The organism is Flavobacterium luteolum (assembly GCF_027111275.1).
Taxonomy (GTDB): Bacteria; Bacteroidota; Bacteroidia; order Flavobacteriales; family Flavobacteriaceae; genus Flavobacterium; species Flavobacterium luteolum.
Genome location: NZ_CP114286.1, coordinates 4,949,318 through 4,963,598, shown reverse-complemented (window position 1 = coordinate 4,963,598; position 14,281 = coordinate 4,949,318). Strand labels below are relative to the sequence as shown.

Sequence of the window (14,281 nt, the reverse complement as noted above, 5' to 3'; positions counted from 1 at the left end):
ATGAAAGCAGCAGAATTATTAGATAATGAATATTCAGGCCATTTTGGAACCTATGTAAAAGCAGCTGGAGATGGAATTTTGATTGAAGAATTAGAAATTTCACTTCATGAGTTTATCCGATTTGTGCAAAATATTCCAATGGATAAATTTGATTATCGCTACGCGGAAGGGAAGTGGACGATCAAAGATATCATTCAGCATGTTATTGATACTGAAAGAATTTTTGCATATCGCGCTTTGCGTTTTTCAAGAAACGATAAAACGCCTTTGCCAAGTTTTGAAGAAAATGATTATGCAGATAACACAAACTCAAACAGCAGAAGTATTCAAGATTTGCTTACTGAGTTTTCAGCTGTAAGACATTCGACTTTATTGTTTTACAAAAGTTTATCTGAAGAACAACTAAAAAGAATTGGAACAGCATCTAATAATCCGATTTCTGTTCGTGCTTTAGGTTTTGTCATGATTGGGCATCAGAAACATCATCAAAAAGTTTTTGAAGAAAGATATTTGTAAAAATTAAATATTTGAAAATTTAAAATCCCAAATTCCAATTTCGTTGGAGTTTGGGATTTCTTATTGATTTTATATTCAGTAAACCCGACAGGTTTTAAAAACCTGTCGGGTTTGGTGCTTAACTACTCTTTGTCAAATTTCTAGTGTGATCTTTCCTTCGTCAAGATGACAAACTTATTTAAGTTTTTTCTCCAAAAACGCCAATCCAAATCGAATTTTATCATAAGACATTTTTTCTTCAAAATAATCAAAGTAAGGTCTTAATGCATTTGGATTTTCTAGTTCTATCTGAGCTTTTTCAATTTTTAAGATTTCGTCTTCAGAGACAAACTGGCTTAAATCTAAATCATGACCATCAACATATAATTTTGCTAAATGCGAAATAATTGTAGTTGAGCTCAAATCGCGCTGTTCTGCAATTTCTTCTACTGAAACTCCATTTTGAAATAATTCCAGAGTCTTTTTATAAGTATTGTCTTTTTTCTCTTTTTTTACAACAGATTTATTTCTTTCAAATTCAATAATTGCTTTAATGAAATCTGCTCCATATTTTTCCAGTTTCGCTTTCCCGACACCTTCTACAGAAAGAAACTCTTCATCGCTCATAGGTCTTAAGATTTCCATTTGACGAAGAGAAGCATCACTAAAAATAACATAAGCAGGAACTTCTTCTTCTTGAGCAATTTCGTAGCGTAGTTTTCTAAGAGTTTCAAAAAGAGAATTTTTAGACGCTTTTGGTTTGGATTCTTTAACCTCAGTTTTGTCAATTACCTTTTTCACAACAGTTGTCAGTTTAACTTGTTCTCCTTCAAACAAAACTTTCTTTGCAAAAGGAGTAAGCAGAATTTTATTATGCTGATGAAAGGCAATTTCGCAATATCCTAAATTGATAAGCTGAATAAGATATTGATTCCAGTCGTACCAAGAAACGTCGTGTCCAATTCCGTACGTTTTTAGCTCTTGATAATTTTTTTCGTAAATATACGCATTTCTCGAACCTCTTATAAAATCAACAATTACAGCCAAAGGTTCAGATTCTTTTAAACGTACAATAGCAGACAAAGCTTTTTGCGCGAGAATCGTTCCATCGAAAAAAGTTGGCGGATTTTTGCAAATATCGCAGTTTCCACAATTCTCAGTGACCAATTCACCAAAATAAGAAAGCAGAATTTTTCTACGACAGCTTACAGCGTCAGCATACTGCTTCATTCTATCTAATTTTGCAAGCTGAATATCGGAGTTCAATCCTTCGGAAGCAAATTTTTGTAACTGAATCACATCGGCATAACTTTCAAACAAAACTGTTTCGGCTGGAAGACCATCACGTCCGGCGCGTCCTATTTCCTGATAATAACCTTCGATATTCTTTGGCAAATTGTAATGGATAACCCATCTGACATTCGATTTGTCAATTCCCATTCCAAAAGCGATGGTAGCGCAAACTACTTGACAATCGTCATTTATAAATTGATCTTGCGTTTTAGCACGCGTTTCATTATCAAGACCAGCATGATACGCTTTAGCTTCTACACCGTTTTTTTTCAATTTTTCTGCTAACTCTTCGGTAGTTTTACGGCTTAAGCAATAAATTATTCCCGATTCGTTGGGTTTGTTTTCAATAAAATCAATTATTTGTTTAACTCGATCCAAAGCAGGACGGACTTCCAGACTTAGATTTGCCCGATCAAAAGAAGCGATAAATGTTTTCGGATTTTTCAGATTTAATTGCTTGGTTATATCGGTACGCGTTGCTTTATCAGCTGTAGCAGTTAGCGCCAATATTGGAGTAGAAGGCAAGCGGCTTTTTAGATAACCCAAATTAGTATAGGCAGGTCTAAAGTCATGTCCCCAAGATGAAATACAATGCGCTTCGTCAATTGCTATTAAACTAATATTTAACTCGTTGAAAGCCATATCTAAATAAGAAAGACTTTCGGGAGCTATGTAAATTAATTTAAAATGATTTGATTTTAAGTTATCAATATAATATTGCTGTTCTTGTGATGATTGGGAACTATTAATGTAACAAGCTGATATTCCGTTGGTTTTTAGACTATCTACTTGATCCTTCATTAATGCAATCAGAGGTGATATTACAACTGTAATTCCAGGCAAGATTAAAGCTGGGAGCTGGAAACATATTGATTTTCCACCACCAGTAGGCATAATTGCCAAAGTATCTTGTCCAGATAGTATCGTATTAATTATAGTTTCTTGATTTGGTCTAAATTTCTCGAAACCAAAATTTTCTTTTAATGTAGTATGTAAAATTTCTGAAGTCATAGGCGTATATTTTTTGTTTAAGATTTAAATGTAAAAATAATCCTATAAAAATAAAAATATAATTTGTTGAATTTGTATTGCATTATTATAAAAAAAGGAACTCCAAATAGAGTTCCTTTTATTTATAGAAAAGAAAATGTATTAATCTTCATCTTCTTCATCTTCATCATAATCAGTGTCTGCTTTATCATCGTCATCATCATCGTCGTCGTCGCCACCATCAGAATCAGGTTTGTCTTGATTATCATCATCTTCGTCATCGTCATTGCTAATATCATCATCAAGATCCAATCCTTTTACTGGTGCAATTGCATCTACATCCACATCTAAATCATCATCTTCATCGTAGTTTTCAATTCTGTCAGCAAGTTTAGTACTAATTTTTACCAAATAAATTGTGTCTTCAGTACGAACTTCAACAGCTTCAACCAATTCGTTTTTAGCATTTCTAAAACGGATTACATCCGAATCATCATAACCATCAGGAAATTTTTCTACCAAAAGGTTTAAAATTTCGTTGGTAAGTTTGGCGTAGTCTACTATAACTCTTTTCATAAATTATTTTATAAATCTAATAAATATGCAAAAATTAACGGAGCAACAATCGTAGCATCCGATTCAATAATAAATTTTGGGGTTTTGATGTCTAATTTACCCCAAGTGATTTTTTCATTTGGAACTGCCCCAGAATAAGAACCATAACTAGTTGTTGAATCTGAGATTTGGCAGAAATAGCTCCAAAATGGAACATCGTGCATTTCCATATCTTGATACAACATTGGTACTACGCAGATAGGGAAGTCACCAGCGATACCACCACCGATTTGGAAGAATCCAATTCCGTTTGAACTGTTTTTAGAATACCAATCTGCAAGGAAAGTCATGTACTCAATTCCAGATTTCATGGTAGACGCTTTTAATTCTCCTTTAATTACGTATGAAGCAAAGATATTACCCATTGTACTATCTTCCCATCCTGGAACGATAATTGGTAAATTTTTCTCTGCAGCTGCATACATCCAGCTATCTTTTAGATCAATTTCATAATATTCTTCTAAAACGCCAGATAACAACATTTTATACATAAATTCGTGTGGGAAGTAACGCTCTCCTTTGTCGTCTGCATCTTTCCAAATTTTGTAAATGTGTTTTTGTAAACGACGGAAAGCTTCATGCTCAGGAATACACGTATCTGTAACACGGTTTAATCCTCTTTCTAACAAGGCCCATTCGTCTTCTGGTGTCAAATCACGGTAATTAGGAACTCTCTCGTAGTGAGAATGAGCTACTAAATTCATGATGTCTTCTTCTAAGTTTGCTCCAGTACATGAAATAATATGCACTTTGTCTTGTCTGATTACTTCGGCAAAAATTTTTCCAATTTCTGCTGTACTCATTGCGCCAGCCATACTTACCAGCATCTTAGCACCATCAGCTAATTGCTGCTCGTATGCTTTTGCTGCATCTACTAATGAAGCAGAATTAAAATGCAAATAGTGTTTTTCAATAAACTGACTGATTGGTCCTTTCATTTTTTTGTTTTTTTTGAATTAAAAAGTTTAACCTTTTAGGATGTTAATGCAAATTAAGAATTTTTTAAGAAAAATTATTACTTAATCTGCCGTTTTTTTTACACCTTTTTTTTGTATCCTAAAATCTTCAATACATCGTCTGAAGTCTGTTGTTCTGAGAAAACCTCGGTTGCCAGAATTCCATTTTCATCACGATCAATTAAAATGTGTTTAGGTTGCGGAATCAGACAGTGGTGCAGACCTCCGTATCCTCCAATTGTTTCTTGATAAGCGCCAGTATTAAAGAATCCGATATATAAAGGTTTCTCTTTGTTGTATTTAGGCAAATAAATGGCGTTCATGTTTTGTTCAGAATTGTAATAATCGTCACTATCACAAGTAAGACCTCCTAACAGAACCCGTTCGTAAGTATCATTCCAGCGGTTTACTGCCAGCATAATAAAACGTTTGTTTATAGCCCACGTATCTGGTAAAGTGGTAATGAAAGATGAATCGATCATATTCCATTTTTCTCTATCATTTTGTTGTTTTTGATACAAAATCTGATAGATTGCACCACCGCTTTCACCTACAGTAAACGATCCAAATTCCGTAAAAATATTTGGAACATCAACTTCGGCTTCATCACAAGCAATTTTAATCTGATTGATAATTTCATCAATCATGTATTGATAATCATACTCAAAGGCAAGTGAGTTTTTAATTGGAAAACCACCTCCGATGTTTAAACCGTCTAGAGTAGGGCACTCTTTCTTAAGAGCAATGTATACTTTTATACATTTTACAAGCTCATTCCAGTAATATGAAGTATCGTTTATACCAGTATTGATGAAAAAGTGAAGCATTTTCAGCTCTAATTTATCATTCTCCTGGATTTGTTTTTTATAGAAAGAAACAATGTTTTTGTAACCAATACCTAATCTAGAAGTATAAAACTCAAATTTAGGTTCTTCTTCGGCTGCAATACGGATTCCAATTTTGAATTTTCCTTTAATTTCTGCCTGAAGCAAATCTAATTCTTCGTAGTTGTCAATAATCGGAATAGTGTTTTTATGTCCGTTGTTGATTAATCTACCAATATTAGTAATGTATTCGTCTCTTTTAAAACCGTTACAAATTACATACGTGCTTTTATTGATTTTACCGTTTTCTAATAAATTCTCCACAATATTTACATCAAAAGCAGATGATGTTTCGATGTGAATGTTATTCTTGAAAGCTTCATTCATAATATATTCAAAATGAGAGCTTTTTGTGCAATAACAATAGTAATATTTTGCTTCGTATTTATTTTTTTCCATTGATTTTCTGAACCATGCTTTTGCTTTGTTGATGTTTTCAGAAATCTGAGGTAAATAAGTAAACTTTAATGGCGTACCATACTGTTCAACCAATTTCATCAAATCGATGTTGTGAAATAATAGGTTGTCTTTGTTTAGTTTAAATTCCTCTTGTGGAAAGTAGTATGTTTGGTTTATTAGATCAGAATATTTTGTATTCATTTATTTATCAATGTTTAGAGATTGTATTTTACTTTAATTTTATGCTTTTTGGGGCTTAATCTTAAATTCAAACTCTAATATTGGCAAATATAATAGGCAGTTTTTCATGCTCAGCTTTTGTACATTGGAAAACATCAAAACAAAAAGGGCTTTTACTATTATAAAAACGGTTCAACATTCTTAATAAAGAACTGTTGAGTCTGTTTCTGTAAGAGCTAAAGTGCCTTTGCTGCTTGTTTGTTTTCATGGGGCAAATGTAAAAAATAATATATACCAAATGCAACGCTTTTGATTAAAAAAAGTTTAAGATTTATAATCCTGAAACGCTTCTAGAATCAATTTATTTTCAACGGATTGGTTAATTTTTATTTTTCCGATTCCTTCAATCAATGCAAATTGAATTAAACCGTATTCATTTTTTTTGTCGTGAATTAGCAATTCTAAGATCGGATCAATGTCATTTTCTTCAAAAATTACATCATCGTATATATCTTTAATTACCGCTTTTATTTCTCTGTATTCTTGTTCAGAAATCAATCCTTTTTGAAGCGAAATATAACTTTCTAATATCATTCCGACTGCAATCGCTTCTCCATGCAATAAAGTTGTTTTTTCTTCACTTTCTAAGAAATAGCCTTCAATAGCGTGACCTAACGTATGTCCGAAGTTTAGAGCTTTACGAATATTTTTCTCTGTTGGGTCTTGAATAACGATTTCATTCTTAATTTCTACAGAACGATAAATCAATTGATCCAATTCATCAAAAACAATCGATTTTAAATCTGAAAACTGTCTCCAATAAGGCGCATCATAAATTAAACCATGTTTAAGCATTTCTGCTAAACCAGAACGCATTTCGCTTTGTGGCAAAGTTTCCAAATATTGTGTATCAATCAAAACCATTTGCGGCACGTTGATAACGCCGATTTGATTTTTAAGATTCCCTAAATCAACTCCTGTTTTTCCTCCAACAGAAGCATCAACCATAGATAATAGAGTAGTAGGGATATTAATGAAATCTACACCTCTTTTAAAAGTAGAAGCAACAAAACCGCCTAAGTCTGTAACAACACCGCCTCCTAAATTAATAATAAGCGATTTTCTGTCAGCTCCAAGTTCTGTCAAAATATTCCAGATCTCAATACAAGTTTCTATGTTTTTATTTGCTTCTCCAGCTTCAAACTCGATGATTTCGATTGCCAAATCTGTTTCCAAAACTGGAATAAATTTAGATAAACAATACTCATTAGTTTGATCATCAACAATTATAAATATATTAGAATATTTACTTTCTTTTAAATGTTTATTTAAAGCTTCGTAAGCATTCTCATTAAAATGTACGAGATAATTATTGGCTTGAATAGATTGCATAATTCTTTTGTTGTTTTGAAAGCGCAAAATAAGGCATTTTAAACGTAATAATATTCAAACTTTCGGGCTAATTTGTTTAAAATGCAGGTTTGCATCTTTAAAATTAAGCTAAAATTATTCAAGAAATAAATATTTACTTCACAAATTAACATTTGAGATGTTCTTGTTAAGAATATTGAAAAATATGATGCTGTTTAGTGAAAAATATTCAAAACACTCTCTATATTTGCATAAAAAATAAATTTTAATGGAAAAGATATTCGATAACACGCAAGTTGCATTTTCACTAAAGAGTGACACGGAACTTGATAGAGCTTATTTTCTTTTCAAAATGATTGACAGCGAGCCTTTAGTAAGAATTGGGACTGCTGTAACTAATTTTGCAATTAAAGCTCATTTACCAGTAGAGGGATTAATTAGAGCAACTGTTTTTGACCATTTTTGTGGCGGTGTAAACGAAAATGACTGCCTTACTGTGGTAGACAAAATGTTTACAAAAGGAGTTTCTTCTGTTTTAGACTATTCAGTTGAAGGAAAAGAAGAAGAAGAGCAATTTGATGCTGCTTTAGAAATGACTTTAAGAACAGTAGATTTTGCTAAAGAACGTTTGGCAATTCCGTTTGCTGTTTTCAAGCCGACAGGTTTAGGACGTTTTGAACTGTATGAAAAATTAGGCGAGAAACAAACTTTAAACCCTGCTGAGCAAGCAGAATGGGATAGAGTAGTAGCTCGTTTTGATAAAATATGCAGCGAAGCTCACAGAAAAGATGTTGCATTATTAATTGATGGTGAAGAAAGCTGGATGCAGGATGCTGCCGATGATTTGGTGACTGATATGATGCGTAAGTACAATAAGGAAAAAGCAATTGTATTTAATACTTTGCAAATGTACCGTTGGGATCGTTTAGATTATCTTAAAAAACTTCACGATGTTGCAAAAACAGAAGGTTTTTATATTGGAATGAAATTGGTTCGTGGCGCTTACATGGAAAAAGAAAACAAAAGAGCCGAAGAAAAAGGTTATGTTTCTCCAATCTGTGTTTCTAAAGAAGCTACCGATGTAAATTATGATAATGCTGTACAATATATGTTAGAGCATATTGATAAAATGGCCATTTTTGCCGGAACTCATAACGAATCAAGTTCATACAAGTTAATGGAAATGATGGCTCAGAAAGGAATCGCTAAAAATGATTCTAGAATCTGGTTCGGTCAATTATACGGAATGAGTGATAATATTAGCTATAACTTAGCTGAAAACGGTTATAATGTTGCAAAATATTTACCATTCGGACCTGTAAAAGATGTTATGCCATACTTGATTCGTCGTGCAGAAGAAAATACTTCTGTAGCTGGACAAACAAGCCGCGAATTATCTATGATTAAAGCAGAACGTAAACGAAGAAAAGGGAAATAATTTTTAATTTTCAGTCTCAGTTTATAGTCTACAGTTTATATAAAAAAGCTTCAATTTCCATTGAAGCTTTTTTATTTAAAACCTCTCGGATTTGCTATTTGAGGTTTTTAAAAAAAAACTTCATTTGATTTTCAAATGGAGTTTTTTTTATTGGAATATGGATTTTATAAAACTGAAATTTCCTTTTAAGAGTTACTAAACTGCAAGTTGCTTAAATTCTTATAGATTCCGTTTTCTAAGCTTATTAATTCTTGATGTGTTCCTTCTTCAGAAATTTTTCCGTTATCCAAAACTAGGATTTTATCTGCGTTTCTAATTGTCGAAAGACGGTGAGCAATGATAATACTCGTTCTGCCTTCCATTAATACTTCTAGAGCCTCTTGAACTAGTTTTTCGCTTTCACTATCTAAAGACGATGTAGCTTCATCTAAAATCAAAATACTTGGGTTTTTAAGCAAGGCTCTTGCAATCGCAATACGTTGACGCTGACCTCCAGAAAGCTTAACGCCGCGTTCTCCTACCAAAGTTTCAAATTTCTCAGGGAAACCATCAACAAAATTAAATGCGTTGGCTTGTTTTGCAGCTTGCATAATTTCTTCATCTGTTGCGTCTGGTTTTCCGTATGCGATGTTTTCTCTAATGGTTCCTCCAAATAAAATTACATCTTGAGGAACAATACTCATATTTCCGCGAAGGTTTTCTAAATCGTAGTCATAAATATTTTTTCCGTCCACAGTAATTTCTCCAGAAGTAATATCGTAGAAACGAAGCAGAAGAGAAGAAATAGTAGATTTACCGGCGCCGCTAGGGCCAACAATTGCTATTTTCTGACCAAATTCTGCTGAGAAGTTTACATCTTTCAAAACTTGTATTTCTTGACGTGTAGGATAACTAAATGCTACATTTTTAAAAGTAACATTTCCTTTTATTTTTTCTTGATTTTGACTTGAATCTGAATTGATTTTCTCTGGATTTTCGTCTAGCAATTCAAAAACACGTTCTGTTGCACCAATTGCTTTTTGGATTTGAGCATATAATTCGGCAATTCCCCCAAATGAAGCTCCAACAAAAGTAGAATACAACACGAACGAAATTAACTGGCCAACGCTCATTTCACCAGCAATACTTAAACGAACGCCATACCATACTACTGCTACAATTGCTCCAAATAAACAGAAAATGATAAACGAGGCAAAATAACCTCGGTATTTACCGCCTTTAATAGCCAATTTTACCACTTCGCTAATTTTTCCTTTATATCTTGCAATTTCATACCATTCGTTAGCAAAAGCTTTCACGATACTAATTCCTTGCATTGTTTCTTCTACTATTACCTGGCTTTCGGCAACCTGATCTTGTACTTTTTTAGAATATTTTCTAATAAATCGACCAAATACAACCGCTGCAATTGCTACTAAAGGCACTACTGAAAGCATTAATAGCGTCAATTTGAAGCTTTCAGTTGCTAAAAGAATAACTCCACCAATGATTAAGATGAACTGACGTAAAAACTCCGCAATTGTTGTTGTTAGAGTATCTTGAATCTGTGTAATATCGGCACTAATTCTACTGTTTAATTCACCAACTCTTTTTTGAGAGAAGAAAGTCATGGGCAATTTTACCAGATTCGTGTATAAAGCCAAGCGTAAGTTTGCTAGTGTATTTTCGGTAAAATTTACAAATAATGATAATCTGAAAAATGAGAAAAAAGACTGTAGAAACAGAATTACTACTAACCCCAAAGCAATTGTATTTGCTTCGTCGTTGTTCTTATTTTTTACGCAATCTACCAGCATTCCCATTAATTTTGGAAAGGCTAGGGCGGTAGCACCTGTTAAAAGCAGAAAAATCAAACCAATGAAGAATTTCCATTTGTGATGTCCTGCGTATGTGAAAATTGTTTTTGCTTTGTTAAGTGAGGTAGCCGTTATTTTTGATTTAGGCAAATCATTTTCTTTAAATCGTGCCATTAGAGTATACTATTTTTTAGGTATGCAAATGTATAACTAAGTCGAATCACTACAAAGGAATATTAAGAATTACAGCTCTCAATTTGGCTTTTTAACGAAATTATAAGAAAATAGTAAAAAAACTTCATTTTTTAAAGGTTTGAAAAATAGCCTTCTAAATAAAAACGTAAAAAAATATTTCATTTTTTTTCTAAAAAGGCTTGTAAATATAAAATCTAGCTGTACATTTGCACTCGCAATCACAAACGATAGCAGCCTAGTAAAATAGGGCGATTAGCTCAGCTGGTTCAGAGCACCTCGTTTACACCGAGGGGGTCGGGGGTTCGAACCCCTCATCGCCCACAAATTTTTTAATAAAAAAGGCTTGCAAATATAAATTCTAAATGTATATTTGCACTCGCAATCACAAATGATAGCAACCTAGTAAAATAGGGCGATTAGCTCAGCTGGTTCAGAGCACCTCGTTTACACCGAGGGGGTCGGGGGTTCGAACCCCTCATCGCCCACAAAAAACTCCTTAAGAAATTAAGGATTTTTTTTTTTGACTTTCCTGAATGCAATGAATCATTATTTGCACTCAGATTTGGGGAGATACTCAAGCGGCCAACGAGGGCAGACTGTAAATCTGCTGTGTGAACTTCGCAGGTTCGAATCCTGCTCTCCCCACAAAAAAGCCTGTAAATCGAAAGATATGCAGGCTTTTTGCTTTTAATAAGTTTATTTTATTTCTATACTTCCACACTGAATTTCTTTATCTCTTATTTTATAAAAAAGATTTTGTCCTTTTAAACTAAATTCTGTTCGTAAGACACCATATTTCTCACCTCCAACCAAACGAAGTGTTACAACATAAAAACCAGTCAATTCTTTTGGTCTTATAATTCTTTTTAATGAAGACGGCTTATCAATATTCTTATCAAAAAAAGGTTCCAAATTTGTCAAACCATAATTAAATAAAGGTATTTTCTGAATTGTCATCGTGTCAGAAGGAATCAATGTTTTATAATATTTCCCAGGCAAAGCAGGAATCTCATAAGAATCCATGGGAAAGTTGATTTTCAATTCAATAGAATTATCTGTTTCATTAATTATTCGAGTCCAAAATATAGCATAAATATATTTATGCCCTCTAGGATCAGTATAACTAATTCCACCTTTTGGCAGGCTGTTTTGCAGTATTAGATTTTTACCGGCAGAATCAGTGTATTCATATTTAGTATAAATGCTTTTATCATCATTACTTATTGACTTTTTTCTCTTTTCTGTGGTTTTTACTGAATCTAAAGTTTGTACATTAATAGAATTCAGCTCCGATTTACTTTCTTGCTTGCAAGAAAAAATTACTGTTGCTAAAATTAGTATTATTGTTGTTTTATTCATTTTCTGCGAATAATAAATGATTTCTATTTCAGGCAATTTAAAAAATATTTTAAGTAATATTTTAGACTTTTTAATATAAACAAAAACCTCTACAACAAGAATAGTTAGAAATGTTACACTTATGTGTTTGAAGAAGACTGGAACTATACAAAAAAATGATCCTATTTTTATACTTTAAAGCCCTAATAAGCAAAAAGATACATTCAATTCATCTGTAATTTTGCAACTCCAAAAATTAAAAGTTTAAAATAATGACTGAATTGACTATGCCTGATTCTTTATTGATAAAAAAATATGTAGAAGGCAACGAAGAAGCACTCTCAAAATTAATAAATAGACATAAATCACGAATATATGGTTTTATATATTCGAAGATTAAGGATACAGATCTTGCAAATGATATTTTTCAAGATACGTTTGTTAAAGTAATTAAGACACTTAAAAACAACTCATATAAGGAAGAAGAAAAATTCGTTTCTTGGGTAATGAGAATTTCTCACAATTTGATTATTGATCATTTTCGTAAAATAAAACGAATGCCAATGCAAAGAGATACTGATGAATTTTCTTTTTTTTCTATTCTATTTGATAATTCTCCAAATATTGAAAATAGAATAATTGTAGACGAGCTTCAAATTGATTTTAAAAAACTTATAGAAGAGCTTGCTTACGATCAAAAAGAAATATTGATAATGAGAATATATTGCAATATGAGTTTCAAAGAAATAGCTGAGGAGAAAGAAATTAGTATAAATACAGCATTGGGAAGAATGCGTTATGCATTGAATAATTTGCGGAAAATTATTGAGAAAAAAAAGATTGTATTAGCATAAAAAAACATTCTAGATTTGGATATAATATCTAATAAAAAAGATATTTTACGAGATGTTTTTTATCTTTGAAATTTCAGAAAATTAATATTCATTATGGAACAGAAAATTCATCAGGGAAGAAACGTTAAGCGTTTCAGAGAAATGTTAGGCATAAAACAAGAGGCATTGGCTTATGATTTGGGAGAAGACTGGAACCAGAAGAAAATTTCTATGCTAGAGCAGAAAGACGTAATTGAAGACAGTCTGCTGAAACAGATCTCTAATTCTTTGAGAATTCCTGTCGAAGCGTTTCGAAACTTGGATGAAGAACAAGCCATAAATATTATTTCTAATACATTTAATGATCAATCTAACGGCTATAATTATTATCCAACTTTTAATGTGAACCCGATAGACAAATGGATTGAAGCTTTAGAAGAAATTAAACGATTAAATACAGAACTTTTAAAAGCTAAAGACGAACATATTAAAGCTTTGGAAAAACTAATTAAAGATAAATAAGCTTTTCAGATATTTTTAAAACAAAAAGAGACTTTCACGGTCTCTTTTTGTTTTAATTTATGTTTTCTGATATTTTAATTCCATAGCTAAGTTTATTAAGACTCTATTTTGCTAGAATTGTCTCAACACCACTTTTTAGCCACAAAAATTTCCCCTTTACCTCAGACTTTTCAATTTCGCTCTTTAAAGATTTTACAGATTGCTTAAAGTGCCACCAGCCTTCGTAATGTATCGGAATTACAATACTAGGTTTTAAAAGTTTAGCCGCGGCAATTGCCTCTTCGCCATTCATCGTAACTCTTAGATTCTTTTTTAAGTACGGAAATGCTCCAGCTCCTAAATGCAAAATAGCAATCTCTACTTTTTTCTTTTGCTCCAGTTCATGCAAACCTTCAAAAAGAACTGTATCTCCCGAAATATACAAACAGCCGTTTTGCTGACCTTCCCATTCTAATGTAAAACCAATCACTTTTCCCATAACTTTGTTCAATCTTTTGATATTAGTATGCTGAGCCGGTATAGCAGTAATTTTTAGTTTTTTTACCTTTTCAGTTTCAACTTCATATTCCTGCCAGTTGTCAAGTCCTATTGTATTGGTGTTTTTTAACCGTTTTACAGCGTCTTTTGTGGAGAGAACAGTTGAAACTGTTTGAATAAATACACGCCCTTTTTTGTCCAAATTATCACTATGATGATCATGGCTTAACAAAACCAAATCTATTTTTCCAATTTCTTCAATAGATAGGGAAGGACTGCAGTATTTTTTTGAAAATGCCATCGGACTGCTGACATATTGAGGAAAAAATCCATCTTTTTTATCAAGAGTAGGGTCAGTCAAAATTTTAAATCCATTTATGTTTATCAGCACGCAAGCCGTGTCGATATGTGTAATTGTAACTTTCATTTGTACTTGATTTTAAATTGTTAAAATGTTCGTACAAATCTGAGTCTAATAAATGGTCTGCAAATTGACTTT

Annotated in this window: 12 protein-coding genes and 3 tRNA genes; 7 read left to right on the top strand and 8 right to left on the bottom strand. The window is 32.4% G+C overall.

The window, feature by feature from the left end; translation table 11 throughout:
* A complete protein-coding gene (locus tag OZP10_RS21165; protein WP_281632645.1) occupies positions 1-516 on the top strand; it encodes a DinB family protein in 516 nt (171 codons plus the stop codon).
* A gap of 174 nt (positions 517-690) precedes the next feature.
* On the opposite strand, the gene recQ is transcribed toward OZP10_RS21165, so the two are convergent.
* From recQ to aroB, 5 genes are all read right to left on the bottom strand, one after another.
* Positions 691-2,799 (bottom strand): DNA helicase RecQ, encoded by a 2,109-nt coding sequence (gene recQ / locus OZP10_RS21160; protein ID WP_281632644.1) that lies wholly within the window; start codon positions 2,797-2,799, stop codon positions 691-693.
* A gap of 141 nt (positions 2,800-2,940) precedes the next feature.
* A complete protein-coding gene (locus OZP10_RS21155) occupies positions 2,941-3,354 on the bottom strand; it encodes a DNA primase (protein WP_281632643.1) in 414 nt (137 codons plus the stop codon).
* Positions 3,355-3,362: 8 nt separating this feature from the next.
* On the bottom strand, positions 3,363-4,331 hold the full coding sequence (locus tag OZP10_RS21150) for a deoxyhypusine synthase family protein (RefSeq protein ID WP_095931202.1): 969 nt from the start codon (positions 4,329-4,331) through the stop codon (positions 3,363-3,365).
* Positions 4,332-4,429: 98 nt separating this feature from the next.
* Positions 4,430-5,833 (bottom strand): type III PLP-dependent enzyme domain-containing protein, encoded by a 1,404-nt coding sequence (locus OZP10_RS21145; protein WP_111424946.1) that lies wholly within the window; start codon positions 5,831-5,833, stop codon positions 4,430-4,432.
* 303 nt (positions 5,834-6,136) lie between these two features.
* Complete coding sequence (aroB, locus tag OZP10_RS21140; protein WP_281632642.1) at positions 6,137-7,204, bottom strand: 3-dehydroquinate synthase; 1,068 nt, start codon at positions 7,202-7,204, stop codon at positions 6,137-6,139.
* Between the two features lie 247 nt (positions 7,205-7,451).
* Here aroB and OZP10_RS21135 point away from each other — a divergent pair, with 247 nt between their 5' ends.
* Positions 7,452-8,621, top strand: coding sequence for a proline dehydrogenase family protein (locus OZP10_RS21135; protein WP_281632641.1), 1,170 nt, complete (start codon positions 7,452-7,454; stop codon positions 8,619-8,621).
* Positions 8,622-8,806: 185 nt separating this feature from the next.
* On the opposite strand, the gene OZP10_RS21130 is transcribed toward OZP10_RS21135, so the two are convergent.
* On the bottom strand, positions 8,807-10,591 hold the full coding sequence (locus OZP10_RS21130) for an ABC transporter ATP-binding protein (protein WP_281632640.1): 1,785 nt from the start codon (positions 10,589-10,591) through the stop codon (positions 8,807-8,809).
* A 267-nt stretch (positions 10,592-10,858) separates the two neighbouring features.
* Here OZP10_RS21130 and OZP10_RS21125 point away from each other — a divergent pair.
* The 3 genes from OZP10_RS21125 to OZP10_RS21115 all read left to right on the top strand — a co-directional run bounded on the left by OZP10_RS21125 (position 10,859) and on the right by OZP10_RS21115 (position 11,257).
* Positions 10,859-10,933: transfer RNA gene (locus OZP10_RS21125), tRNA-Val, on the top strand.
* A gap of 89 nt (positions 10,934-11,022) precedes the next feature.
* A tRNA-Val gene (locus OZP10_RS21120) sits at positions 11,023-11,097 on the top strand.
* A 79-nt stretch (positions 11,098-11,176) separates the two neighbouring features.
* Positions 11,177-11,257: transfer RNA gene (locus tag OZP10_RS21115), tRNA-Tyr, on the top strand.
* A gap of 51 nt (positions 11,258-11,308) precedes the next feature.
* Here OZP10_RS21115 and OZP10_RS21110 read toward each other — a convergent pair.
* Positions 11,309-11,971, bottom strand: a complete 663-nt coding sequence (locus OZP10_RS21110; RefSeq protein WP_281632639.1) for a hypothetical protein — start codon at positions 11,969-11,971, stop codon at positions 11,309-11,311.
* Positions 11,972-12,222: 251 nt separating this feature from the next.
* On the opposite strand from OZP10_RS21110, the gene OZP10_RS21105 reads away from it, so the two are divergent.
* Together OZP10_RS21105 and OZP10_RS21100 are read left to right on the top strand one after the other, a co-directional pair.
* Complete coding sequence (locus tag OZP10_RS21105; protein WP_281632638.1) at positions 12,223-12,804, top strand: RNA polymerase sigma factor; 582 nt, start codon at positions 12,223-12,225, stop codon at positions 12,802-12,804.
* 93 nt (positions 12,805-12,897) lie between these two features.
* A complete protein-coding gene (locus OZP10_RS21100; RefSeq protein WP_281632637.1) occupies positions 12,898-13,305 on the top strand; it encodes an XRE family transcriptional regulator in 408 nt (135 codons plus the stop codon).
* 103 nt (positions 13,306-13,408) lie between these two features.
* Here OZP10_RS21100 and OZP10_RS21095 read toward each other — a convergent pair whose 3' ends face one another.
* Positions 13,409-14,209 (bottom strand): MBL fold metallo-hydrolase, encoded by an 801-nt coding sequence (locus OZP10_RS21095; RefSeq protein WP_281632636.1) that lies wholly within the window; start codon positions 14,207-14,209, stop codon positions 13,409-13,411.
* Positions 14,210-14,281: the final 72 nt, after the last annotated feature.